Annotated in this window: 22 protein-coding genes, 1 pseudogene and 1 other annotated feature; of the genes and pseudogenes, 19 read left to right on the top strand and 4 right to left on the bottom strand. The window is 43.8% G+C overall.

Features of this window, described 5'->3' with window-relative positions; translation table 11 throughout:
- Positions 1–62: 62 nt before the first annotated feature.
- The 6 genes from M1E03_RS15240 (at position 63) to M1E03_RS15215 (ending at position 6,633) form a co-directional block, all read left to right on the top strand.
- Positions 63–1,013, top strand: a complete 951-nt coding sequence (locus tag M1E03_RS15240; RefSeq protein WP_023856648.1) for an ABC transporter permease — start codon at positions 63–65, stop codon at positions 1,011–1,013.
- Positions 1,014–1,031: 18 nt separating this feature from the next.
- Positions 1,032–1,946, top strand: a complete 915-nt coding sequence (opp4C, locus tag M1E03_RS15235) for an oligopeptide ABC transporter permease (protein WP_023856649.1) — start codon at positions 1,032–1,034, stop codon at positions 1,944–1,946.
- A 519-nt stretch (positions 1,947–2,465) separates the two neighbouring features.
- Positions 2,466–3,818, top strand: a complete 1,353-nt coding sequence (locus M1E03_RS15230) for a radical SAM/SPASM domain-containing protein (protein ID WP_009328838.1) — start codon at positions 2,466–2,468, stop codon at positions 3,816–3,818.
- Positions 3,811–4,368 (top strand): flavoprotein, encoded by a 558-nt coding sequence (locus M1E03_RS15225; protein WP_009328837.1) that lies wholly within the window; start codon positions 3,811–3,813, stop codon positions 4,366–4,368. The genes M1E03_RS15230 and M1E03_RS15225 overlap by 8 nt, the downstream gene beginning before the upstream one ends.
- A gap of 32 nt (positions 4,369–4,400) precedes the next feature.
- Positions 4,401–5,666: an MFS transporter gene (locus M1E03_RS15220; protein ID WP_009328836.1), complete on the top strand. Its 1,266-nt coding sequence runs from the start codon at positions 4,401–4,403 to the stop codon at positions 5,664–5,666.
- Between the two features lie 214 nt (positions 5,667–5,880).
- Positions 5,881–6,633, top strand: coding sequence for a YjbA family protein (locus tag M1E03_RS15215; RefSeq protein ID WP_003180605.1), 753 nt, complete (start codon positions 5,881–5,883; stop codon positions 6,631–6,633).
- Between the two features lie 244 nt (positions 6,634–6,877).
- Here the strand turns inward: M1E03_RS15215 and trpS are convergent, their stop codons facing one another.
- Positions 6,878–7,870: a tryptophan--tRNA ligase gene (gene trpS / locus M1E03_RS15210; RefSeq protein WP_023856651.1), complete on the bottom strand. Its 993-nt coding sequence runs from the start codon at positions 7,868–7,870 to the stop codon at positions 6,878–6,880.
- A 52-nt stretch (positions 7,871–7,922) separates the two neighbouring features.
- Positions 7,923–8,144, bottom strand: a binding site (T-box leader).
- A gap of 459 nt (positions 8,145–8,603) precedes the next feature.
- Between trpS and M1E03_RS15205 the strand changes: the two genes are divergently transcribed.
- From M1E03_RS15205 to spxA, 7 genes are all read left to right on the top strand, one after another.
- Positions 8,604–10,229 carry a peptide ABC transporter substrate-binding protein gene (locus M1E03_RS15205; protein ID WP_458110495.1) on the top strand — a complete coding sequence of 542 codons (1,626 nt, stop codon included), beginning with the start codon at positions 8,604–8,606 and terminating at the stop codon, positions 10,227–10,229.
- 95 nt (positions 10,230–10,324) lie between these two features.
- A complete protein-coding gene (locus tag M1E03_RS15200; protein WP_020450932.1) occupies positions 10,325–11,260 on the top strand; it encodes an ABC transporter permease in 936 nt (311 codons plus the stop codon).
- 4 nt (positions 11,261–11,264) lie between these two features.
- Positions 11,265–12,182 (top strand): ABC transporter permease, encoded by a 918-nt coding sequence (locus tag M1E03_RS15195; RefSeq protein WP_020450933.1) that lies wholly within the window; start codon positions 11,265–11,267, stop codon positions 12,180–12,182.
- A gap of 13 nt (positions 12,183–12,195) precedes the next feature.
- Complete coding sequence (locus tag M1E03_RS15190; RefSeq protein ID WP_020450934.1) at positions 12,196–13,263, top strand: ABC transporter ATP-binding protein; 1,068 nt, start codon at positions 12,196–12,198, stop codon at positions 13,261–13,263.
- A gap of 1 nt (position 13,264) precedes the next feature.
- On the top strand, positions 13,265–14,188 hold the full coding sequence (locus tag M1E03_RS15185; RefSeq protein ID WP_023856654.1) for an ABC transporter ATP-binding protein: 924 nt from the start codon (positions 13,265–13,267) through the stop codon (positions 14,186–14,188).
- A 229-nt stretch (positions 14,189–14,417) separates the two neighbouring features.
- The gene (locus tag M1E03_RS15180) at positions 14,418–14,996 is read left to right on the top strand and encodes a GNAT family N-acetyltransferase (protein ID WP_003180619.1); all 579 of its coding nucleotides are present in this window, start codon (positions 14,418–14,420) and stop codon (positions 14,994–14,996) included.
- Between the two features lie 177 nt (positions 14,997–15,173).
- Positions 15,174–15,569: a transcriptional regulator SpxA gene (gene spxA, locus M1E03_RS15175; RefSeq protein WP_003180621.1), complete on the top strand. Its 396-nt coding sequence runs from the start codon at positions 15,174–15,176 to the stop codon at positions 15,567–15,569.
- A 30-nt stretch (positions 15,570–15,599) separates the two neighbouring features.
- Here spxA and M1E03_RS15170 read toward each other — a convergent pair whose 3' ends face one another.
- A complete protein-coding gene (locus M1E03_RS15170; RefSeq protein WP_020450936.1) occupies positions 15,600–16,262 on the bottom strand; it encodes a TerC family protein in 663 nt (220 codons plus the stop codon).
- 178 nt (positions 16,263–16,440) lie between these two features.
- Between M1E03_RS15170 and M1E03_RS15165 the strand changes: the two are divergent.
- From M1E03_RS15165 to M1E03_RS15140, 6 genes and pseudogenes are all read left to right on the top strand, one after another.
- Positions 16,441–16,566 (top strand): annotated as a pseudogene (locus M1E03_RS15165) (hypothetical protein).
- The gene (mecA, locus tag M1E03_RS15160; RefSeq protein ID WP_003180627.1) at positions 16,548–17,186 is read left to right on the top strand and encodes an adaptor protein MecA; all 639 of its coding nucleotides are present in this window, start codon (positions 16,548–16,550) and stop codon (positions 17,184–17,186) included. The pseudogene M1E03_RS15165 and the gene mecA overlap by 19 nt, the downstream one beginning before the upstream one ends.
- A 237-nt stretch (positions 17,187–17,423) precedes the next feature.
- Positions 17,424–18,728 (top strand): glycosyl hydrolase family 8, encoded by a 1,305-nt coding sequence (locus M1E03_RS15155; protein ID WP_458110494.1) that lies wholly within the window; start codon positions 17,424–17,426, stop codon positions 18,726–18,728.
- 221 nt (positions 18,729–18,949) lie between these two features.
- Positions 18,950–19,966: a tripartite tricarboxylate transporter substrate binding protein gene (locus tag M1E03_RS15150; protein ID WP_035334155.1), complete on the top strand. Its 1,017-nt coding sequence runs from the start codon at positions 18,950–18,952 to the stop codon at positions 19,964–19,966.
- Between the two features lie 100 nt (positions 19,967–20,066).
- On the top strand, positions 20,067–20,522 hold the full coding sequence (locus tag M1E03_RS15145; RefSeq protein ID WP_003180634.1) for a tripartite tricarboxylate transporter TctB family protein: 456 nt from the start codon (positions 20,067–20,069) through the stop codon (positions 20,520–20,522).
- 22 nt (positions 20,523–20,544) lie between these two features.
- On the top strand, positions 20,545–22,050 hold the full coding sequence (locus M1E03_RS15140; RefSeq protein ID WP_020450940.1) for a tripartite tricarboxylate transporter permease: 1,506 nt from the start codon (positions 20,545–20,547) through the stop codon (positions 22,048–22,050).
- Between the two features lie 19 nt (positions 22,051–22,069).
- Here the strand turns inward: M1E03_RS15140 and M1E03_RS15135 are convergent, their stop codons facing one another.
- Together M1E03_RS15135 and M1E03_RS15130 are read right to left on the bottom strand one after the other, a co-directional pair.
- Complete coding sequence (locus M1E03_RS15135; RefSeq protein WP_020450941.1) at positions 22,070–22,789, bottom strand: response regulator; 720 nt, start codon at positions 22,787–22,789, stop codon at positions 22,070–22,072.
- A gap of 3 nt (positions 22,790–22,792) precedes the next feature.
- The gene (locus M1E03_RS15130; protein ID WP_020450942.1) at positions 22,793–24,355 is read right to left on the bottom strand and encodes an ATP-binding protein; all 1,563 of its coding nucleotides are present in this window, start codon (positions 24,353–24,355) and stop codon (positions 22,793–22,795) included.
- Positions 24,356–24,486: the final 131 nt, after the last annotated feature.

Here is a 24,486-nt window from a genome sequence, read left to right as displayed (position 1 = left end):
AAAGGGAGAGGGGATGTTCCTCTCCCTGGTTTTTAAAATCCATGATAAAAGGGGAATAGAAGATGGTTACATACATTATTCGGAGAACGCTGATGTCTATTCCGATCCTGTTTGGGATTACCATTCTTTCTTTCGCGATCATGAAAGCGGCTCCCGGTGATCCGGTGTCACTGATGGTCGATCCGTCCATTAAACAGGCTGACCGCGAGAAGTTCATCGAAAAATACGGACTGAATGAGCCCGAACATATTCAATATTTGAAATGGCTCGGCAATATGATGCAAGGGGACTTTGGCACTTCGATCGTCAGGAAAGGAACGCCTGTTATCGATTTGATTCTTGCCAGGCTTCCGAATACGCTTTTATTAATGCTTGTATCAACGATTCTGGCGCTTCTGATTTCGATCCCGCTCGGCGTGCTCTCGGCGAGGCGGCCCTATTCAAAGCTTGATTACGGTATTACGTTTACGTCTTTTATCGGACTTGCTGTTCCAAACTTTTGGTTCGGTTTAATTTTAATTATGGTGTTATCCGTGAATTTAGGCTGGTTTCCGACCGGGGGCGTTATGACGCTGAATTCGGGTTTTAGCTTGTGGGATCGGATTCATCATTTAATTTTGCCTGCTTTCGTACTCGCCACCGCAGATATGGCCGGGCTTACGAGATATACAAGGTCAAGCATGCTGGATGTGCTGCGCCAGGATTTTATCCGGACGGCAAGAGCGAAAGGTTTTAAAGAAAATCGGGTCGTGTACAAGCATGGACTGCGGAACGGGCTGCTCCCGGTTGTGACGATTTTCGGACTGATGATTCCTTCCTTTATCGGCGGTGCGGTGGTGACCGAACAGATCTTCAGCTGGCCTGGACTCGGGAAGCTGTTTATTGATTCCGCGTTTCAAAGAGACTATCCCGTGATTATGGCGATGACCGTCATATCCGCTGTACTGGTTGTCATCGGCAATCTAATAGCGGACATTCTGTATGCGATCATCGATCCGCGGATTGAGTATTAAGAAAGAGGGGAGTAAATCATGACACAGCCAAATCCACAAGTGCCTTCAGCGGAGATCGGGCTTCAAGAAAACGTTTCGCAAAAACCGGAAACGATGACAAAAATCTTTTTCGAGAAGTTTTTCAAAAACAAGCTCGCTGTCATCGGCGGAATTCTCTTGCTTATCATTGTACTGTCGGCCTTGTTTGCACCGCTGATTGCTCCATACCCGCCGGAACAGCAAAATCTGATGAACAAATTAAAAGCGCCGAGCGCGGAGCATTTGATGGGAACGGATAAATTCGGCCGGGATATTTTCAGCCGCCTGTTGTACGGCGCACAAATCTCGCTGCTCGTCGGTTTCGCGTCTGTCCTCGGTTCGATCACCATCGGAACCGTTGTCGGAGCGATCGCCGGCTATTTCGGCGGAATCATTGATGCCATTTTAATGAGAATTGTTGATATTATCTTATCCATACCCGACATCTTTCTGTTAATCACGCTGGTCACCATCTTCCAGCCGGGCATAGATAAACTGATTTTAATATTCGCCTTGACGAGATGGACGACGACGGCGCGCCTTGTCCGGAGCGAGTTTTTGTCCTTGAGGTCGAGGGAGTTCGTCTTGGCGGCGAAAACGATCGGCACAAGAAATTACAAAATCATCTTTTCTCATATTCTTCCGAATGCGATGGGGCCGATTATCGTTGCCGCGACGCTTTCAGTCGGTACCGTGATCCTTGCGGAATCGGCATTAAGCTATCTTGGATTCGGGGTTCAGCCGCCGATGGCAAGCTGGGGAAACATGCTTCAGGATGCACAGAACTTTACGATCATGATCCAGGCGTGGTGGTATCCGCTGTTCCCGGGCCTGATGATCCTGCTCACTGTGTTGTGCTTTAACTTCTTAGGCGACGGACTCCGCGATGCGCTTGATCCGAAGAATATTAAATGAATATAGAAAATTAGGAAGAGAAAACTAGATATTAACTTGAAAAAATTTGAAAAAAAGTTGACTATTGGAATTTTAGGGTGGTATATTTAAAGTGTAATACAAAAAAAATTTATCTATGTTCTTTAAGGAGGTGAATAAAAATGAAAAATAAAAAAGAAAATCTAGGTAACCGAAATAGTGGACATAGAATTAATGTTCTCTGTTAGTAGATGTATTTAGCCTTTAATGAATGAGGTACCAAAGATGAATAATCATCATAAGTCATAAGTCTTTGGTATCTCACTCTGAACAATTTTCTTAAATTACTTCTGAATAATTTCACCCCAGACCTCTAGGTATATTGATCAAGTTCAATGTACACAACATCCTCAATTTAATTTTTTTCTAAAAAGAATTTAATTGCACACTTAAACAAAAAACTTTGCTCACTTCCTTTAACACCCTTTTAGACAAATACATCAGAGATAGAATATAAAGTTGACTCTAGCAATTTTTTAAAAGCTATAAGGGGGAATACTTTTGTTTAATAGAAACAAAAACCAAATTCATGTGTTGGAAAAGATTAAGTTAAAGCCATCAAGATTTAATATTATACTCAAAAAAAACAATGAAGAAATTAAGCTTTATAATTCTTATACTGGGGAAATTATCAAATTTTCAAATGGAACAAAAGAAAAAGTACTAAATATATTGCATAGAAGAGAAATAAAATTTGAAAAAGGTGATAAGTGGATTGATCTTTTATATAACAAAGGATTTATTGTAAGATATGACACAGATGAGTATAAAAAAGCAACTGCTCAAAAATTTAAGTTATTATCAGAAAATCGAACATTGCATTTAATCCTGTTGCCAAATGAAGACTGTAATTTTCGATGCATTTACTGCTACGAGGATTTTTTAAAAAAGGAAATGAAAACTCATGTAAAAAAGGGGATTTTGAATTTTCTTGAAAAAGAATTGGTGAGCTACAAAAATTTAAATATATCTTGGTTTGGAGGAGAGCCCTTAGAATCTTTTAATGTAATCCAAGAACTGTCTGAAGAAATTAAAGTGTTGTGTAATAAAAATAAGGTAGATTATTTTGCAGATATAACAACAAATGGATATAATTTAGATGAGGAAAAATTTAAGAAGTTAATAGAACTTAATGTTAGTAATTTTCAAATTACTTTGGATGGTAATAGTCAAACTCATGATAGACAAAGAATAAAAAAAGACGGGGGTCCAACATTTAATAAAATTATTGAAAATTTGGTCAATTTAAAAAACACAAGTTATGAATATTCTATACTTCTAAGATCAAATATCAGTAAAGATGTTTCTGAAGTGATGTATGATTATATAGATTTAATGAGAGATTTGTTTAAAGATGATCCTAGATTTTTAATGCATTTTATCCCTGTTCTCAATTTAAAAGGAGAACAATCTAGTAATATTCATTTATGTAATACCAAAGATTTATTTCCCTATTATGAATATGCACAAGAACAAGGATTTAATTTTAATTTTTATAAAGGATTTATGGAGCCTGGGGGTTCAGAATGTTATGCATCAAATCCAAATTCTTATGTTATTGGATCAGATGGGATGGTATACAAATGTACAGTTGCATTTAATAACCCGTTAAATCACGTTGGCGATATTAAAGAGAATGGAGAAATGGAATTATATGAAGAAAGGCTCTCACTTTGGCTTTCCGGAGGAGCTAATGAAGATCCGAATTGCACTAAATGCTATTTTAGACCTGCCTGTCAAGGAAATGCTTGCCCTTTAGAACGGATTGAAGCGGAAAAAACTCCATGTCCGCCAATAAAACAAAACCTTAAGAGATATCTAAACCTTGTAGAGGAGGACTCCATTTATGGGTAAAAAAAAGATGTTGTTAGGGGTTACAGGTACAATTGGTGCAATCAACCTTCCTCAATTTATCTATACTTTACGCGACGAATATGACATAGATGTTATTTTGACAGAAAATGCTCAACGATTCCTATCTCCGCGAGCTATAAGGCCTTTTGTTCAAGGAGTTTATGAGAATGTTTTTTCTGATTGTTCTTCTAAAATCTTACACGTAGAACTAGTAAACGAAATAGATCGTTTCCTTATACTTCCTACTTCTGCGGCTACGCTTTCAAAAATAGCTAACGGAGCTGCCAATGACCTTTTAAGTTTAAGTGTACTTAATTATTCAGAGGCTATATATATTGCTCCAAACATGAACAATGAAATGTGGAATAATCCTGCTGTACAAAAAAATGTAAAAATTATAAAAGAGTTCGGGCATATTTTTGTTAATACTACCAGCTTGGGAATAAAAGCATCAAGTGGGGAAATTGTTCAAACTGAAGCGGGGCTTCCAGATCCTGATGAACTTTTGAAATTGCTAAGTGAAAAAGGAACCGTTTTATCAAAAAGCTAAACAGTCCTGTTAAATGAATAGAGGTATTAACGATGTTAAGCGTATTGAAAAATAAAAACTTTTTATTCTTGATATTGGGGCGTTTGGTAACCAATATTGGGGACAGTATGTATACAGTTGCGGCAATGTGGCTTGTGTTTGATTTATCAAAAAGTACATTTTATTCCGGATTAGCTGGTTTTTTGACGATGTTCCCAACTGTTTTGCAATTTTTAACAGGTCCGATTGTTGATAAAGTCAGATTAAATAAAGTTTTGGTTTGGAGTCAACTCATTCAAGCTATTCTGGTGTTGATTATTCCGTTTTTTTATTTCAGTGGATATTTGAACATTTGGATCATCATGATGATTATGCCTCTTATCGTATTCATTGAGCAATTTACTTATCCTGCGCAATCTGCCGCACTGCCTAAAATCATCAAAAGTCAAGATCTGGTTAAAGCAAACTCAATTATGTCATTTTCATATCAGGGTACAGATATTATATTTACTGGTATTGCAGGTATTGTGATTGCTTCGGCAGGAGCTATAAGCATATACTTAGTTGACTCTTTCACTTTTTTGTTAGCGGCGCTGTTTTTTAAGTGCGTAAAATTAGAACAAAAAAATGAGATAGAACATAAGCCCCGATTCCACTTCAAAAAAGTCATACACAATTATACAACGGATATAAAAGAGGGATTTACACTCATTCGTCATTCCCTCATTCCAAAAATCCTCTTGGGCTCGATGATTTCCAATTTCATGCTTAGTGCGACGATTGTGATTTTGCCAAGCTTCTCTTCGATTAGAGGAGGAGAAGAATACTATGGATATTATTTGGCTTCCATGTCATGCGGTTTACTGTTAGGTTCAATATTCGCAACAGTGTTTGGCCGATTCTCGATAGGATCACTTACGATATACGGATTTTTCATTTCAGGGGTTTTATGGAGTATTTCGGCGATCGCCACCTCTTCATACATATCGATTATTTTATTTGGTTTGTCTCAAATATCCATCGGCGTGACAAACGTCATTTTCATGTCCATTTTGCAAAGCATACTGCCGGAAGAGTTTATAGGGAGAGTTTTTTCTTTTATCGCAAGTTTGACAAGCATAGCAGCTCCTTTTGGATCTTTGCTGGGAGGGTTTACCGCGTCATTGATCGGCAGCGATAAGGTTTTCTTTATAGGAGGAATTGCCATGCTGTTTGTATCTGTTTATTGGGTGTTTCAGTCTTCTTTAAGATCAATTCCTTCATCAGAAAAAATAAACGCTAAAGAATACAGCTTTTTTACAAACGTGTTGAATAAATAATGTGTGAATTGCTTCATTCAGTCATCATGATTTTGCCCATTGTCTGGACTCCGCGATGCGCTTGATCCGAAGAATATGAAATAAAAAGCTGAGGGATTGCCGCCCTTGGCTTTTTTTTAACGGCGATTGCCATAATCTCATCCGCTTGGAATAAATTCCTTCCCCCTTGCCTATACTGTGGACAACAGTTTTTATTAAAAGTGAGGGGTTAGAAATGTTGTTTCTTCATGATGTGTGGGTGAATTGGTTTGAGGGAGAAGAAAATGGCTACAACGTCTGCCACTTTCATGAATGGCGGAAGGAAGACAGTGTTGAATTGCTTGACCAGGTGCCCTTGTTAAGGGTGTCGTCCGTTTTGTTTCACTACATAGAAAATGATTTGTCAGAGCTTCCGGCCGAATTATTGAACGAGGTTCATCAAAAAGCGTATATTCGTAAAAATCATGAGCGGACACAGCTTGATCATTGTTTCGTCGTAACGGACGGCATTGGTATTCTCGCGGTCGATACAGCCGGTTACACAATACCGGTAAGAAAAAGCCGCCTCATTCCGAGACAGGAGCAGCTCGTTTATGAAATGGTGAAGGACGTTGAAGCGGAAACTTACGAGTTTGCACCAGAGAAGCTGCAATCTTCCAAAGAATACCATATTTTATCCTTATCACCGGAGCATGTCAGAGGATTAACGAGAAAAGAACGCCAGCTCAAACAGCTGCTGTTCATGGCGCTCGATCAGCTCAAAGGGCTCCAAAATCGGGCCGAGATCGCTTATTGGTACACCGAATGGAATCCGTATATGTATGAACAGATCAAGCGCATGACATTTGAAGAAATCTGGGACATGCTTTTCAATGAGACAATCGACGGATGGTCAGACAAACACAGGGACTTTTGTGAAAATTTGATTAAAGGACAGCCGTTTTTTGAAAAGCTTTGGGAAATTGAGAATGAGTCTAAAGTCAACTAAATTAAGAATCAAGACTGCCGGAAGTGCGGCGGTCTTTTTATTTGTAAAAGCGAAAATTCTATATTGAAAAATAAAAAATATGAGCTGTCTTTCTGACAAAGCGGTCAATGAAGGACTGGAGACATGTGTTTTGAATCATTTATTATAGAAATATCGTGATCCGGAGGCAAGTAAATGCGGAGCTGCGGCTGTTCTCTATGAAAAACACCTTCCGATTATCGTACAATCGGAAGGTGTTTTTGGATCAGCGTCTTTTTCGGCCGAGCCCCATCGCGTTTTCCATTTTTTTCAGCATCTTGTTTGCTGTTTGATTTGCGCGTTCGGCGCCTTCGTCCAAAATCCGGTCCAGCTCTTCAGATTCGATCAATTCGTGGTAACGGTCTTGAATCGGTTTCAGCGCGCCGATGACGACTTCGGCAAGGTCTGATTTAAATTCGCCGTAGCCTTTGCCTTCGTATTTTGCTTCAAGCTCTTCGATTGAGACTTGTCCGAGAATCGAATAGATCGTCAGAAGGTTGGATACACCGGGTTTGTTTTCTTTATCATATTTGACGATTCCGTCGGAATCCGTGACAGCGCTTTTGATTTTTTTCTCAAGCTGTTTTGGTTCGTCGAGCAGGGTGATGAACGCTTTTTGGTTCGGATCGGATTTGCTCATTTTTTTGAGCGGGTCGGCAAGCGACATAATGCGGGCGCCGACCTTCGGTATTTTAACCTCCGGAACCGTAAAAATGTCATTATATTTCTTATTGAAACGCTCCGCCAAGTTCCGGGTTAATTCAAGATGCTGCTTCTGATCTTCTCCGACAGGGACGACGTCTGTTCCATAAAGCAGAATGTCCGCCGCCATTAATGGAGGATATGTCAAAAGACCGGAGACGACGGCTTCCTTTCCGGCTGATTTATCTTTGTACTGCGTCATGCGCTCAAGCTCGCCGATGTAGGCGACACACTGAAGCATCCATCCCGCCTGGGCGTGTGCAGGCACTTCCGATTGGATAAACAGCGTCGCTTTTTTCGGATCGAGGCCGATCGCCAAATACAGCGCGGCAAGGTTCCGAATGTTCTTTCTCAGCGCGAGCCGGTCCTGCGGTACTGTGATCGCGTGCTGATCGACGATGCAGAAGTAACAGTTGTAGTCATCCTGCAAGTCGACAAACTGCTTCATCGCTCCGATATAGTTGCCGAGGGTGACAGAGCCGCTCGGTTGGATACCGGAAAAAATCGTTTTTTTCATGTGAATCCCTCTTTCCATTTCAAAATAAAAAGGCCCATTCTTCCCTTAAAAGAAAAGGGACGAATGAACCGTGGTGCCACCCTGATTATTTCATTATGGTCAAAATGAAATCGCTCTAGACGTTTGTAACGGAGTCTTCTCCGGCTGAGCCTACTTATCCGTGTTCGGTCAGCTGCTCCGAAGCCCATTCCACATTCGCCATTATCCGCTCCCAGCACCGCGGACTCTCTTTAAATGGGAAGAAATGTGTACTCTTCTTCTTCATCGCATGTTATTCATAATTTTATTATATATAAATTTTAAATGAAAGTCGACAGCCTTGGGGAAAAGAAAACGAATACCGGGCTGAATAAAGTTGGCGCGGCGGCATCTGGTTCGATATAAAGAATGGTTAATGTTATACGTGTAAAACGTTTTAACCTGTAAAACATAAACTTTCCTTTTAATGTGGTTACGCTTTAAAACAGAGAAGTGTATTTGTACATTTGGCAGAAAACCTGACAATCATAAATAGTTTGAATAAAAAAATAATTGAAAATTAATATTGCAATAAATTATTCTATTAATTATAATGAATTTGTTCACCTCGGTGTTACAGGTTTCTTACATAACAAATATTCAGAAAAGACGAAACAGAGGAAAAAGTATGGCAAGTGGGCCTATTACTTTTTTATGATAAATCTGAATGTTCAGGAGTAAGGAACTAAAAAACAAGAAATTGGGGGGTTTCTCTTTGAAGAAGCGTTTGTCATTTATCAGTTTAATGCTCATTTTCACACTCGTCCTCAGCGCCTGCGGCTTCGGCTCAAGCTCCGGTGACGGCGGTAAAAAAGACAGCAAAGGGAAAGACACATTAAATGTCAACATTAAAACAGAACCGTTTTCACTACATCCGGGACTCGCAAACGATTCGGTGTCTGCAAACGTGCTTCGTCAGACTTTTGAAGGATTGACGACAATCGGTAAAGATGGAAAGCCGGTTGAAGCGGCAGCCGAAAAAATCGAAGTCAGCGACGACCAAAAATCATACACATTCACGCTCCGCGACGCGAAATGGTCAAATGGAGATCCTGTAACAGCAGAGGATTTTGAATACGCATGGAAATGGGCGCTCGACCCTAAAAACGAATCGCAATATGCGTATCAGCTTTACTACTTAAAAGGCGGAGAAGCAGCGAACACCGGCAAAGGGAAAATTGAAGATGTCGGCGTTAAAGCTGTTAATGATAAGACTTTAAAAGTCGAGCTTGAAAAACCAACACCGTATTTTACTGAACTGACAGCATTCTACACATATATGCCAGTCAATAAAAAGGTAGCAGAGAAGAATGCGAAATGGTACACAAACGCAGACGAGAACTACGTATCTAACGGACCTTTCAAAATGGCGAAATGGAAGCACGGCGGAAACATCGTGCTGGAGAAAAACGACCAGTACTGGGATAAAGACGCTGTTAAGCTGAAGAAAATCAATATGGCGATGGTCAACGATCCGAACACTGGTCTGAACATGTACAAAAAAGGCGAGCTAGACTTTGTAGGACAGCCGCTTGACCAGATTTCAACGGATGCGATTCCAAGCCTGAAAAAAGAAGGCCTGAACATTGATCCGTTCGCATCGGTTTACCTGTACAAATTCAACACTGAAGCGGCTCCGCTGAACAATGTCAACATCCGTAAGGCGCTGACATACGCGATCAACCGCGAAGCGATCGTCAAAAACATCACGCAAGCGGAACAGCTGCCTGCGATGGGATTAGTGCCGCCGGCAGTTCACGGTTTTGAGTCCAATAAAGGCTATTTCAAAGACCATGATGTTGATAAGGCGAAAGAATACTTGGAAAAAGGCTTGAAAGAGCTCGGTTTGAAAAAAGCGTCAGACCTTCCGAAAATCACGCTTTCCTTCAACACGGATGAAGCACACCAAAAAATCGCTCAAGCCGTTCAGGAAATGTGGAACAAGGAACTGGGCTTAGATGTGGAACTAGGCAATGAAGAATGGAACGTATACATCGATAAGCTCCATGCAGGAAACTATCAAATCGGCCGTTTAGGCTGGACCGCCGACTTTAACGACGGAATGAACTTCCTTGAAACATACCGCGACAAAGAAGGCGGAAACAATGATACGAACTGGGAAAACGCAAAGTATAAAGAGCTGCTGAATAAAGCATCGAGAGAAACTGATTCAGCGAAACGCATCGAGCTGATGAAAGAAGCAGAAAGCATCATCATGGATGAGCTGCCGGTCGCACCGATCTACTTCTACACAATGCCGTATCTTCATGATGAAAGCTTAAAAGACTTTGTTCTAACTGGTACTGGTGAGATCTATTTCAAAACCGCGCATTTTGAATAAAATTGCATGAAAGTATATGGGGCTTAGACTTTCCCCCCATATACTTTTATTTATGAAAAGAAGTTAATAGACTGAATATTCGGAGGTGTGTAAAATTGATTAAATTTTTAGGCCGTCGTCTTGTTTATATGTTAATTTCTCTCTGGGTTATTGTCACAGCTACCTTCTTCCTGATGAGAGCGATACCGGGCGGACCCTTTTCAGGCGAGAGGAAACTTCCCCCTGCAATTGAAGCCAGTCTCAATTCCTACTATGGTTTAGACCAGCCTCTTTTTAAACAATATCTCGATTATTTAGTATCGGTAGCAAAGTGGGATTTCGGGCCGTCATTTAAATATAAGGGACAAACTGTGAACGACTTGATCAGCTCAGGTTTTCCGATTTCTTTTACACTTGGATTGGAAGCGATTTGCCTTGCGCTCGCTTTCGGCGTATTGTTCGGCGTGATCGCCGCGCTGAAGCGAAACAAGTGGCAGGACTACACAGCGATGATCATTGCGGTTGTTGGGATCTCTGTTCCGAACTTCATCATGGCTGCACTTCTTCAATACGTGCTGGCAATGAAGCTGGGCATGTTCCCTGTCGCACAATGGGAGTCATGGGGACATACTGTGCTTCCTGCCATCGCAGTCGCCTCGATGCCGATGGCGTTTATCGCCCGTTTGACGCGTTCGAGCATGCTTGAAGTGTTGAGCAGCGACTATATCCGCACGGCACGTGCAAAAGGTTTGAGCACACCGGCCGTTACGTTTAAGCATGCGATACGAAATGCCATCATGCCGGTTGTTACATATATGGGGCCAATGGCGGCGTCCATTTTGACAGGAACGTTTGTCGTCGAAAAAGTATTCGGTATACCGGGACTCGGCATGCACTTTGTCACCAGCATTACGAACCGAGACTACACGGTGATCATGGGTGTTACCGTCTTCTTCGGGGCAATCTTGCTGCTTTGCGTCTTGATTGTCGATCTTTTATACGGCTTAATTGATCCGCGCATTAAACTGTTTGGCGCTAAGAAAGGGGAGTAAGAGGATGCAGCAAATACCAAAAGACATGTTTGAACCTGCAGCTGTTGACCATAGCGAAGCCGAAAAGATCTCAAAGAAAAACCTTTCATTTTGGACAGACGTATTCTTGAGATTTAAAGAAAACAAGCTGGCGCTGTTTGGACTGGTGGTTCTGATCCTGATCGCTCTGATGGCTATTTTCGCGCCGGTATTCTCAAGCTTTCAATATGAAGAAACGGATTTAACGAATGCGAACCAGCCGCCGAGCGGCGAGCACTGGTTTGGAACAGATGACCTTGGAAGGGACGTATTCGTCCGTACATGGGTCGGCGCACGCATCTCGCTGACAATCGGACTGGCTGCCGCGCTGATCGACGTTTTGATCGGTGTGATATGGGGTGCGATATCAGGCATCAGAGGCGGACGTACTGACGAAATTATGATGAGAATTGCAGATGTTTTATGGGCGATTCCTTCCTTATTAATGACGATCCTGCTGCTCGTAGTGATGGGAAAAGGCTTGATCACGATGATCGTCGCGATGGTTATTACGGGATGGATCAACATGGCAAGAATCGTCCGTGGACAAGTACTCCAGCTCAAAAATCAGGAGTTTGTGCTCGCCTCAAGAACTTTGGGAGCGAAAAACTCGCGCATCATCAGAAAGCACTTGCTGCCCAACATTATGAGCCCGATCTTGGTCACCATGACATTAACCGTGCCTACGGCTATTTTCTATGAAGCGTTTTTAAGCTACCTCGGCCTCGGGGTTCCGCAGCCGCTTGCAAGCTGGGGAACGATGGCTACAGACGGTGTGCAGGGATTGGAGTATTACCCATGGCGCCTGTTCTTCCCGGCTACTTTTATCTGTCTGACCATGTTTGCATTCAACGTTATCGGCGACGGACTGCGCGACGCTTTAGATCCGAAGCTGCGTAAATAAAGGAGTGAGAAAGATGAAACACTTACTTGAAGTGAAAGATTTAGCCATTTCTTTTAAAACATACGCCGGAGAAGTACAGGCGATCCGCGGCGTCAACTTTCATGTTGACAAAGGAGAGACGCTTGCGATCGTCGGAGAATCCGGATCAGGCAAAAGCGTCACTTCGCAGGCGATTATGAAACTGATTCCGATGCCGCCGGGCTATTTTAAAAACGGACAAATTTTATTTGACGGACAAGACCTGGTTCCGAAAACGGAAAAACAAATGCAGTCAATCAGGGGAAAAGAGATCGGCATGATCTTTCAGGATCCGATGACTTCTTTGAACCCGACGATGAAAGTCGGCCGTCAAATCACAGAAGTGCTGTTTAAGCATGAAAAGATCTCAAAAGAAGAGGCCAATAAGCGGGCGGTAGAGCTTCTCAGCCTGGTCGGAATTCCGATGCCTGAACGCCGCGTCAACCAGTATCCGCACGAATTTAGCGGTGGGATGCGGCAGCGCGTCGTTATCGCGATGGCGCTTGCGGCCAATCCAAAGCTTTTAATCGCGGACGAACCGACGACAGCTCTTGATGTGACGATTCAGGCGCAGATTTTAGAGCTGATGAAAGAATTGCAGAAAAAGATCGAGACATCCATCATTTTTATTACGCACGATCTCGGCGTTGTCGCGAATGTCGCAGACAGAGTCGCCGTCATGTACGCGGGACAAATTGTGGAGATCGGTACGGTCGACGAGATTTTCTACAACCCGAAGCATCCGTATACATGGGGGTTGTTGGCATCAATGCCGAGCCTTGACAACGACGGTGATGAAGAATTAATGGCGATACCGGGCTCTCCGCCTGATTTGACCAATCCGCCGAAGGGCGATGCCTTTGCATTAAGAAGCCCTTACGCAATGAAAATCGATTTTGAACAAGAACCGCCGATGTTTAAAATATCTGATACACACTATGTGAAGTCATGGCTTTTGCACCCGGACGCTCCAAAAGTTGAGCCGCCGGCCGCTGTCAAAAGCAAGATGAAGGAGTTTAAAAATCAGTATGAAAAACCGGTTGAAGTGAAAGAAGGTGAATGATGTGGCAGAAAAACTGCTCGAAATCAAGAATTTAAAACAGCACTTTTCAACGCCGAAAGGGATTGTGAAAGCTGTTGACGGAATCTCTTTTGACATTTTCAAAGGAGAGACGCTCGGTCTTGTCGGTGAATCCGGCTGCGGAAAGTCGACGACTGGCCGTTCGATCATTCGTTTGTATCAAGCGACTTCCGGAGAAGTCTTGTTTAAGGGAAAGAATGTCCACGACAAAAAGTCTGCCAAGGACCTTCTCGAATTCAACCGGAAGATGCAGATGATTTTTCAGGACCCATATGCTTCCTTGAACCCACGGATGACGGTTGCCGACATCATCGCAGAAGGAATTGACATCCACGGTTTGGCCAAAACGAAAAAAGAGCGGCTTGAGCGCGTTCATGAACTCCTCAAACTCGTCGGCTTAAATAAAGAGCACGCGAACCGCTATCCGCACGAATTTTCCGGCGGACAGCGCCAGCGGATCGGAATCGCAAGGGCGCTTGCGGTCGAGCCGGAATTCATCATTGCCGATGAACCGATCTCCGCTCTGGACGTGTCCATTCAAGCGCAAGTCGTTAATTTAATGAAGGATTTACAAAAGGAAAGAGGGCTTACATACCTTTTCATCGCTCACGATCTGTCGATGGTCAAATATATCAGCGACAGGATCGGCGTCATGTATTTTGGGAAGCTTGTTGAATTGGCGCCGGCAGATGAACTGTATGAAAATCCGCTTCACCCGTATACACAATCATTGCTTTCCGCCATTCCGCTCCCTGATCCGGATTATGAGCGTACGCGCGTGCGGAAGACGTATGATCCAAGCGTCCACCAGCTGAAAGGCGACGAACAGATGGAGCTTCGTGAAGTAAAGCCCGGCCATTTCGTCATGTGTACAGAGGAAGAATTTAAAGCCTATCAAACCAAATAAACGAAGCAGGAAGACAGCCGTCACAAGGCTGTCTTTTTTTTATGCCGAACAACCGCCGGCAATTTTTTGAGAAAAAATTTGAAACCTTCGCGGGAGACAACCGTCTTAGTATATGTAGGTAACATGCTCAGCTTCACTGAAGCTCCTTTCTAAAAAGATTTTGTTTAAACTAAAAAGAAAGCGGGTATATCTAAAGTGTGAAATTAGAACATCCATAAGGAGCAAATCAATGAACTGGTATGAGAAGCTTAGCGAGTATTTCCCAATTGAAGAAATGAAATCAAAAGAGCACATGGAAGCATTGTTAAAGGAACAAAACGATATTTACCATAAAGAAGAAGGCCGTCATCATGTGTTGATGTACGCCGAATTCGACTCTTTTATTTTCATCGACTATTTATTCGTTTCTAAAGACGCGCGAGGACAGGGACTTGGTTCCAAGCTGATTGAGAAGCTGAAAAAGAAAAACAAACCGATCCTCCTCGAAGTCGAGCCCGTGGATGAAGATGATGCCGATACGGCGAAACGTCTTAAATTTTATCAAAAGGAAAACTTTAAACACGCTGAGTCGATTGGTTACCGTCGCCGGTCACTCGCAACCGGCAAAGTGAACAAAATGGAGATTTTGTATTGGTCTCCAAAATCAAACACAGAGAAAGAAGTGTTTGACGCGATGAAAGAAACGTACGAAAAAATCCATACATACAAAGATGAGAAGTGGTATGGAGAATCTTATGAAGATGTGGATGACGTCCTTACGATTGTTGACGATCATAAACAAAAAAACATTTTCGATGAATTGAGCTAAATGAGAATAACAGATGGCATAAAAAAGCAAAAGTCGCTGGATTGTCAAAAAATTTCTGTTACAGACTGTTCACACTTACTTTTTTATAGTATAATACTCAATAAAGATTACTTTTTTAGATTTATTTCAATTTAAGAATACGCTAATTTCATTCTACTTTTTAAGGAGTGAAGCAATATGGTTACATTATATACATCCCCAAGCTGCACGTCTTGCAGAAAGGCGCGCGCATGGTTAGAAGAACATGATATTCCGTATACGGAAAGAAATATTTTTTCAGAGCCTTTATCAATTGATGAAATAAAAGAGATTTTACGAATGACGGAGGACGGAACAGACGAAATTATTTCAACCCGTTCCAAAGTGTTCCAAAAACTGAACGTCAACCTTGAAACAATGCCGCTTCAAGAGCTGTACCAGCTCATCAATGAACATCCGGGCCTTTTGCGCCGTCCGATCATCATTGACGAAAAGCGCCTGCAGGTTGGATACAACGAAGACGAAATCCGCCGCTTCCTGCCGCGCAAAGTGCGCACATTCCAGCTTCGTGAAGCGCAGCGTCTCGCAAACTAAAAGAAGGCTGAATTTTTCAGCCTTCTTTTTTTAATGCTTTTCACTCGTCTGTTCATAATAAATACTGGCTAGAATCACAAAAATCACCGTCAGGACGGGCAGCAGCATTTCGAGGGTGCTGTGCTGCGCCATAAAGGAAGACAACTCCTGCTCCCTGACGATCATTTCGCCGCCGGTATAAGCGAGCAGTCCGCTTCCCGCGTATATGAAGAGCGGAAACTTTGCAAGGGCCGCTTGAATCAGCCTGCTGCCCCAAATGATGACCGGGACGGAGACCATCAAGCCGACAACGACTAGCATCAGGCGTCCGTGCGAAGCTCCAGCGACCGCAATCACATTATCGAGCGACATGAACAAATCGGCAATCACGATGATACGGATCGCCTTAAATAAAGATGTCCCGCCTTTGACATGCTGGGCATCTTTTTTCTCAATCAAAAGCTGATATCCTAAGTACAACAGGAAGATTCCTCCGATAAATTGCAGATAAGGAACCGCGAGCAGGTACACTGCTGCCATTGTTAGCGCGATTCTCATCATGATGGCGATCAATGTGCCGATGATGATCGCTTTTTGTCTTTGCCGTGGAGGCAAATGACGGCTTGCCATTGCAATCACAACAGCGTTGTCGCCGCCAAGTATGAGATCGATTCCGATGATCACAAGGAACGACATCAGTACATCGTGTTCCATCAACTGGCACCTCGCTTTGCCTTTGCATCGGGACTTGCCTAAAAGGCACCCGCATCTACAGCTGCTGCTTGTACAACTAATATATGAAGCAGGCCGGAAAATATGTTAGCTTGGCTTTGGAGGCGTTTTTATTTCTTTTCCGCCTTTTTTATCATAAAATAGAAAATAAAGATTGATTATGGATAAGGTTAAGAAGTGGACGTAATGGGTAAAGTGTAGTAAAGTACAATTAATTGGGAGCTTAGTTATCCCTTCAACATCTTACAAAGAAGGGAAGGTTGGCAAATGGAAATCGAAAGAATAAACGAACATACGGTTAAGTTTTATATTTCCTACGGTGATATCGAAGACCGCGGGTTTGACAGAGAAGAAATTTGGTACAATCGAGAACGCAGTGAAGAGCTTTTTTGGGAAATGATGGACGAAGTGCACGAAGAAGAAGAGTTTGCCGTTGAAGGCCCCCTTTGGATTCAAGTGCAGGCCCTTGATAAGGGATTGGAAATCATTGTGACAAGAGCTCAGCTGTCCAAAGACGGACAAAAGCTGGAACTGCCGATTCCTGAAGATAAAAAACAGCATGTAGCAGAAGAAAGCCTTGATGCTTTGCTTGACGACTTTCAAAAAGAAGAGCAGGCAGAAGAGCAGAAACTGCAGTTTGTTTTAAAGTTTGACGATTTTGAGGATTTAATCTCACTGTCAAAAATGTCTATCAGCGGCTGCCAAACGACATTGTACTCTCACGAGAACCGCTATTATTTATTCGTGGATTTCAGTGAACTGCCTGATGAAGAGGTGGAAAACCAGCTGAGCATTCTGCTGGAGTATGCCTCAGAATCAAAGACGACGATTCATATGCTGAAAGAGTATGGAACACTGATTGCAGCGGATCATGCTCTTCATACAATAAAAAAGCACTTCGCATAAAAAAGCCGGTTTCTTTTGAAGCCGGCTTTAACTTTCTGGAACAAATATAACAAAGAGCTTCAATTCTCCACAACTTCCCTCCTCCCGTTCTACATCTTTCAAACGGCTCACCACTTTCAAAAGAAAACGATCATTTCGGACCAAACCAAATAGGGTCAATCTGATCTATACACTTCCAGTTTCATTGATTAAGATGGATTGGTGTTATGACAAATTTTGAAAGGTGAGATTGATTTGATGCGAAAAAGTTTAAAATGGATCATGGCTGTCTTTATTGGTTTAACATGTTTTTGTGCCGCTTATTCTCAAACAGCCATGGCAGCCGTACATTCCAAGACTCCGGATATTCTCGGAACAACGGGTAAAAACAATTTGAATCAGGCCTATAAAAAATACTTTGATACAAAAGGCGATGGTAAAGGCGGATCGCTGTTTCATTATATGAAGGACGGTTCAGCTTACATCGCTTCGACGACGGACGATAACCTGGGCAATGGCTACTACAGCGTCAAAACAGAGGGTATGAGTTACGGGATGATGATTACGCTGCAAATGAATGATGAGTATAAGTTCCAAAAGCTGTGGGATTTCGTCCGTAAATATATGCGCCATTCCGACAGAAGCGACAGTTTGTACGGCTACCATAGCTGGCATATGAAAACGAACGGCTCAGACGTGCAAACCATTGATCAGAATGTTGCATCTGACGGCGAGGTCTGGTTTGCGGCAGCGCTCATGATGGCATCTGGCCGCTGGGGAGATAAAAAATACCCGTACGATTACAAAGAGCGGGCTCAAGACATGCTTGACGCTTTGGCCGGTGATGGAGAATACGCCAACACAGGTAAGGAATCGCGAGTGTTTATTAAAAACAGCAAGGATCAGCGCTATGCGATGGTTCGATTCGGCCCTTATGTCAATTGGACGGACCCATCCTACCACGTTCCTGCTTTTTTCGAGTTGTTCGCTAAAAGCGCCAGAAGCAGCCAGCAGTATTTTTGGAAAGATGCAGTAAACAAATCTCGAACATACTTGTCAGAAACAACGTTTAAAAGCGTGTTAAATAACGGATCAACCGTCACCAATGCGGCCACAGGGCTGTTTCCCGATGAAGCCGGCTTTGACGGCGTAAGCGATGCGGCTCATTCCTCAACGGAAACAGACCGAAATTTCAGCTATGATGCTTGGCGGACGGTGTCTCATATCGCTATGGATCATACACTTTGGTCCTCGGCAGATAACGCATATCGCGCCAGCGAGCAAAAAGCGGTTAACAAGTTCTTGACGTTTATGAAACGGGAAAACTACGGGAGAACGGCCCATGAATATACGCTGAATGGGACGGCCGTCAAAAAAGGAAGCCCGGTTGGCCTGATCGCCGCCAATGCGGGCGGCGCGACTGCAGCAAGCGATGCATCATTAAGGACGGGATTTGCCAATGCGTTTAACAGCACATATATTCCAGAAGATTATTACGGATCATGTCTTTACATGCTAAACAGCCTTGTGGCAAACGGCAAATTTGCGATGTACCTTCCTTAAAAAATGTAATATCAAATTGAAAGACTGACCCTTCTCTGCGGAGAGGGGTTTTTAATTGGTCAGAAGTTGATCCCATAATTATCCTTTAACAAAAATTACATCTCTATTTGAGGAAGATTTTTGTGAACTTTATGAACAAAAAGAATATTATGCAGTTAAACTGTGCACGAAAAGTCGAGGAAGCTATAATGAAAGCGATTACAATGAAGGGGGAGCACAACATGACAAAGAGGGGTAGATGTTACGGCTTTACAATTTTGCTTGTGTTTGCGCTGATTTTGGGAGGATGCGGCGGAAACACGGCTTCAAATAAAGCCGCGAACGAAAAAGACTTTAAACCTTCGAAAGCAATTGAGGTCGTTGCGCCTGCCGGAGCCGGCGGGGGATGGGATACAACGGCCAGAACGATCTCGAAAATTATGGGTGAAGAAAAATTGATTGAAAAGATGGCTGTCGTCAATAAACCGGGCGGCGGGGGAGGGTCGGGATGGTCGTATGTCCACCGCAAAAAAGGTGATAACCATACGTTGTTTGTTACATCTCCGCCGATTTTGTTCGTGCCTTTAAACGGACAATCCCAGTACGGTCACAATGATTTTACGCCGATCGCAAGCGTGATTGCCGACTACGGAGCGTTTGTTGTTCATAAAGATTCGCCTTATCAGTCGATGACAGATCTTGTGGATGCGCTGAAAAAAGATCCGAAAAAAGCCTCTATTGTAGGGACGTCTTCTCCGGGAAGCATGGACCACATGCAATTTGTCAGCGCTGTTCAAAAGGCTGGCGTTGATGCGAAAGAGCTGAAATACATTACGGCGCAAGACGGCGCCGGGATGAGCATGCTGCTCGGTAAAAAAGCCGACGTCTACTCGACGGGTGTCGGTGAAGCGGCCGAACAGGCGCGAGCCGGAAAAGTCAGAGTGCTGGCCATCACCGCTCCCGAACGCATGAAAGGAGATACGGTCAAAGATTTTCCGACCTTAAAAGAGCAGGGAATCGATGATGAATTTACGGTCTGGAGAGGATTTATGGGACCTCCGGGGATGAGCGAGTCCGCCGTAAAATATTATGAAGAAAAAATCAAAGAGATGATGGAAAAAGACAGCTGGAAATCGATTCGGGACAGCTATGGATGGACGGATAAGTTTATGGGCCATCAAGAATTCAAAGACTATCTTGACGCTCAATATAAAGAAATGGAAGCGCTCCTTGATGATATCGGATTGGGTGGCAAATAAAATGGTCTCCGCGCGGTTGCCGGCACGGGAAAGCCTTAAAAGCTTTGCCCGGCACAGCCGGCGACCGGCAAGCTGAAATCGAGAAAGGCTGGTGTAAACCATGAGAATCACAAACCGGGCCGTTTCTGTCATCATTTTGGCTGTGGCAGCCATTTACCTGGCGCTCAGCTTTAATTTAGACAGCTATCCGTACGCGGTGATCGATGCGGACGTGCTGCCGAAAAGTTTAGGCATATTGCTTCTCATTTTGGGTGTATTTCTGTTTTTTGAAAAAGATCAAAAAGATACAACGGTGAAAAAGCTGTTTCAGCTGAAGAAAAAAGACGTCAAGGTCATGATGCTCTGTGTTGCTTCTCTGTTGATCTACATTTCGATTTTGGAATTCATCGGATTTTTGCTTTCTACGGTAATGCTGCTGATCGTTTTGCCCGCGGTGTTGGGATATCGAAATTGGACAACGGCTGCGCTCGTTTCACTGATTTTCAGCGGCACAATTTATTTTTCATTCAACTATGTGCTCAACATCATGCTTCCGCAGGGGGTTATGCCTTTTTAATCGAACATAAGGAGGAAAGTGCATGTTAGATAGTATATTATACGGATTTCAGGTGGCGCTGACTCCGCAGAATATCATGTTCGCTTTTATCGGGGTGCTGATCGGGACGGTTATCGGGATGCTGCCTGGGCTCGGGCCGATCACTGCGATTGCCATTATGATCCCGTTAAGTTACGGAATGGACCCGGCCTCCGCGTTAATTTTGATGGCGGGTGTCTATTACGGAGCGGTCTTTGGCGGTTCGACGTCATCGATTCTGTTAAATGCCCCCGGAGTAGCGGGCACTGTCGCAACATCGTTTGACGGCTATCCGATGGCAAAGCAGGGGAAAGCGGGAAAAGCCCTTGCCATCGCTGCAATTTGCTCCTTTGCAGGCGGAACGATCACCGTAGTTGCGCTGATGCTCGTCGCACCGACAATGGCAAACATTGCGGTGACATTTGGACCGACAGAATATTTTGCATTGATGATGCTCGGCTTGGTGGCAATTTCAAGCCTTTCCGAAGGATCGACAGTCAAGGCGCTGATTTCTGCGACATTGGGCTTTATGACCGCTACCATCGGGATTGATCCGCAGACGGGGACCGAACGGTTTACATTCGGTGTGGCAAGCCTTCTGGAAGGCATCGATTTTCTGATCGTGGCTCTCGGTTTGTTTGCACTTGCTGAAGTTGCGTTCTTGATCAAGACGCGGAACAAGCCGATGACGGAAGGAGCGTCTCAGGTCGGCAGCCTGAAGGTGACGAAAAGCGAAATGAAAGAGATTTCGGGACCGATCGCAAGGCATTCGGTCATCGGATTTTTGCTCGGCATCCTGCCCGGTGCAGGGGCGACAATTGCATCATTTATTTCTTATATTACAGAGAAGAGAATCTCAAAACATCCTGAAACGTTTGGCAAGGGAAATATCAAAGGGGTCGCAGCACCTGAGACTTCGAACAATGCGGCAACGAGCGGCGCATTCGTACCCCTTCTGACACTCGGGATTCCCGGATCAGGAACAACGGCCGTCCTGCTCGGCGCCCTTTTGGTCGTCGGCGTTCAGCCGGGACCGCTCATGCTGACGGATCATCCCGACGTGTTCTGGGGCGTGATCGCAAGCATGTATATCGGCAATTTATTTCTGCTGATTTTAAATTTGCCGTTAATTCCTTTCTTGTCAAAAATTCTTCTGATTCCGAAGCAGCTTTTAATTTCGCTCATATTTGTTTTCTGCCTGATCGGCGTCTATGCTGTGACATTTAATGTCGTGCATCTTTATATTCTGGTGTTCTTCGGAATCCTCGGGTATTTTATGAGAGTGCTGTCTTTTCCGGCGGCTCCGTTTATTTTAGCTTTTATTCTCGGAAGTTTGATGGAAGAATCGTTTAGACAAGCGATGACGCTGTCATCAGGAAGCCTGTCCGTGTTTATTGAAAGTCCCGTCACAATCGGTTTATTGATTACGGCTCTTTTGTCGCTCATCGTACCGCCGATTTCCCGGGCAATGAAGAACAAAAATAAAAAGTCGATCGATTTGGAAGGCTGAGCTTTTGATGTCCGGAACGCTACGTTTCCGGACTTTCATTTTTCACAGGCTTGTAGCGGCGTTCGGGACGTCCGACGGTTCCATAAAAAAGTTCTGTTTTTACATGCTTTTCCGCAGCTAAAAATTCTAAATAGCGCCTTGCGGTCGTCCGGCTGACACCGATGGTGCGCCCGAGATTTTCGGCGGTGATGCCATCGCTGTTTTCACTTTTGTTTAAAACGCCGGCTACTTTTTTCAGCGTCAGGCCGTCGATTCCTTTCGGATAATCGGCTTCAGCGGTTTGTTTTTCTTTCATGATGCTTCGCCTTTTTGCCATCAAGCTGTCAACGTCTGTCTGATCGATTGAAGACATTTCATTTACCTTGAGCCGGTAGGACCGATAGTTTAACAGCGTTTCTTTCAGCCTGGAAAACATAATCGGCTTGATCAAATAATCGACGGCTCCCGCGCGAATCGCCTGTTCGACATACTCAACTTCTTTCGCAGCCGTAATCATCATGACGTCTGTATGTCTGAGCTTTTGTCTGATCAGCCAGAGAAGCTCCATGCCTGAGCCGTCCGGCAGAAAAATGTCGAGCAGGACAAGATCGGGCTTCACGTCCGGAAGCAAATCCTTTGCATCTTGAAAATTTTCTGCGATTCCAATAACAGAAAATCCTTCAATTTTGCTGATCAGTTTTTGATGTATGTCAGCGTTCCTGATGTCATCCTCTACGATAAACACTTGTAATGCTTTCATAGGTCAGTCCCCCAGCGTTTCTCTATTTGGTATCACGACAGTAAACAATGCTCCGCCAAGGTCGCTTTTATCCGCTTTGATTTGTCCGTTTAACGCATTGACGGCTTCTTTGACTAAAAAGAGGCCGAGACCGCGGTGATTAGCCGCTTTTGTCGAATAAAACTTTTGAAAGATCCGCTCCTGTTCCTCCTCGGGAATACCGTCTCCCGAGTCTTCGACTTCAATTAAGATGTGATCTCCCCCGTCTGACAAGAAGACAAGGATGCTGCGGTCTTTTTTGTGGGAAACGGCGTCAAAAGCATTCTCAATCAAATTTCCTAAAATCGTAATGAATTTGCCTTTGTCCATTTCGTCCGGCAAAGCGTCCAATTTTGAGCTTTCATCGATTTCCAGGTTGATGTGCAGCTCTTTTGCACGGTTGACCTTTCCCAGCAGCAACCCGGAAAGAAGCGGATCAGGAATCGAATGGATGAGAAATCGCAGCATTTCCTGATGGCTTTTGTTCTCTTTTTGGATCAATTCGAGCGCTTCAGAATAGCTTTCCAGCTGGATCAGTCCCGCGATTGTGTTCAGCTTGTTTGAATATTCGTGGGTCTGGGCTCTCAGACCTTCCGCGTATTGCGAAGTTTGCGCCAGCTTTTTGGAGAGTTCGTCAATGTCCGTCTTTCTCCTGAAGCTTGCAACGGCCCCGCGGATTTTTTCGTTTTCGAAAATCGGCACTCTGTTGACGATTAATTCTTCATTTCCGATCGTTAATTCCTGATCTTTTTGCGCCGTTTTCGTTTTCATCACTTCGGGGAGCAGCGTATCTGGAAGAAGCTCGGAAATCGGTTTGCCGAGCCACTGATCTTCGCTTTCGACGCGAAGGAGCTCACACGCTTTTCTATTCAAGAGCGTGATTTCTTCATGTTTGTTGATGGCGATCAAGGCCTCGTGCACAGATTCTGTAATCGCCTGTTTTTCAGTATATAATTGATTAATTTCATAAGGTTCAAGACCGAAAATGGACTTTTTGACATTGCGGGAAATATAGACGGCTCCCAAAACCCCCATCAGCACGACAAATCCTAATAAAAATATTAATTTTGTCTGATATTGCGAGACGGTATCCTGAATATTTTCTTTTAAAAAACCGACTGAGATGATTCCGACGATTTTGCCGTTTTCATTAAGGATCGGGGCTTTGCCCCTGATGGCCGGGCCAAGCGTGCCGACGGCTTCCGAAATATATGCTTCCCCTTTTTTAAGAGCGCGCTGATTGTCTCCGCCGACCATCGGTTTGCCGATTTTTCCCGGGTGCGGATGCGCATAGCGAATCGCATCCGCCGAGCCGATCACAATGTATTGCGCACCGGACTGCTTTCTCGCGTTTTCTGCAATTGGCTGAAGGATTCGGGACGGATCGTCCGTTTCAAAGGCTTCCTGGACGGAAGGCATCTGGGCGAGCGTTTTCGCCATATCGAGCGCTCTGGCTTGAATTTGTGTTTTTAACGAATTTTCTAAAATGATTAAATAGAGGCCGCTCATAACAGAAAGCAAGATGAATAGCAGGGTGAGAATCAGCAATGTAAGCTTGGTGGTCAGCTTCCGTTTGATGTCAAAAACTCCTTTTCTAAAAATTTCGAGTTCTATAATACTACTTTATATAAAATCGGCCTGATTTTGAAGCGTTTTCAAAAAAAGGAAAGCTTCCGCGC

Source organism: Bacillus sp. PK6-013, assembly GCF_054161445.1.
This window is presented reverse-complemented; position numbering and strand designations above follow the sequence as displayed.

Coding starts and splice junctions, on each gene's coding strand:
- M1E03_RS15240 (WP_023856648.1), top strand. CDS start 63: ATGGTTACATACATTATTCGGAGAACGCTGATGTCTATTCCGATCCTG.
- opp4C (WP_023856649.1), top strand. CDS start 1,032: ATGACACAGCCAAATCCACAAGTGCCTTCAGCGGAGATCGGGCTTCAA.
- M1E03_RS15225 (WP_009328837.1), top strand. CDS start 3,811: ATGGGTAAAAAAAAGATGTTGTTAGGGGTTACAGGTACAATTGGTGCA.
- M1E03_RS15220 (WP_009328836.1), top strand. CDS start 4,401: ATGTTAAGCGTATTGAAAAATAAAAACTTTTTATTCTTGATATTGGGG.
- M1E03_RS15215 (WP_003180605.1), top strand. CDS start 5,881: ATGTTGTTTCTTCATGATGTGTGGGTGAATTGGTTTGAGGGAGAAGAA.
- trpS (WP_023856651.1), bottom strand. CDS start 7,870: ATGAAAAAAACGATTTTTTCCGGTATCCAACCGAGCGGCTCTGTCACC.
- M1E03_RS15195 (WP_020450933.1), top strand. CDS start 11,265: ATGCAGCAAATACCAAAAGACATGTTTGAACCTGCAGCTGTTGACCAT.
- M1E03_RS15190 (WP_020450934.1), top strand. CDS start 12,196: ATGAAACACTTACTTGAAGTGAAAGATTTAGCCATTTCTTTTAAAACA.
- M1E03_RS15180 (WP_003180619.1), top strand. CDS start 14,418: ATGAACTGGTATGAGAAGCTTAGCGAGTATTTCCCAATTGAAGAAATG.
- spxA (WP_003180621.1), top strand. CDS start 15,174: ATGGTTACATTATATACATCCCCAAGCTGCACGTCTTGCAGAAAGGCG.
- M1E03_RS15170 (WP_020450936.1), bottom strand. CDS start 16,262: ATGGAACACGATGTACTGATGTCGTTCCTTGTGATCATCGGAATCGAT.
- mecA (WP_003180627.1), top strand. CDS start 16,548: ATGGAAATCGAAAGAATAAACGAACATACGGTTAAGTTTTATATTTCC.
- M1E03_RS15155 (WP_458110494.1), top strand. CDS start 17,424: ATGCGAAAAAGTTTAAAATGGATCATGGCTGTCTTTATTGGTTTAACA.
- M1E03_RS15150 (WP_035334155.1), top strand. CDS start 18,950: ATGACAAAGAGGGGTAGATGTTACGGCTTTACAATTTTGCTTGTGTTT.
- M1E03_RS15145 (WP_003180634.1), top strand. CDS start 20,067: ATGAGAATCACAAACCGGGCCGTTTCTGTCATCATTTTGGCTGTGGCA.
- M1E03_RS15140 (WP_020450940.1), top strand. CDS start 20,545: ATGTTAGATAGTATATTATACGGATTTCAGGTGGCGCTGACTCCGCAG.
- M1E03_RS15135 (WP_020450941.1), bottom strand. CDS start 22,789: ATGAAAGCATTACAAGTGTTTATCGTAGAGGATGACATCAGGAACGCT.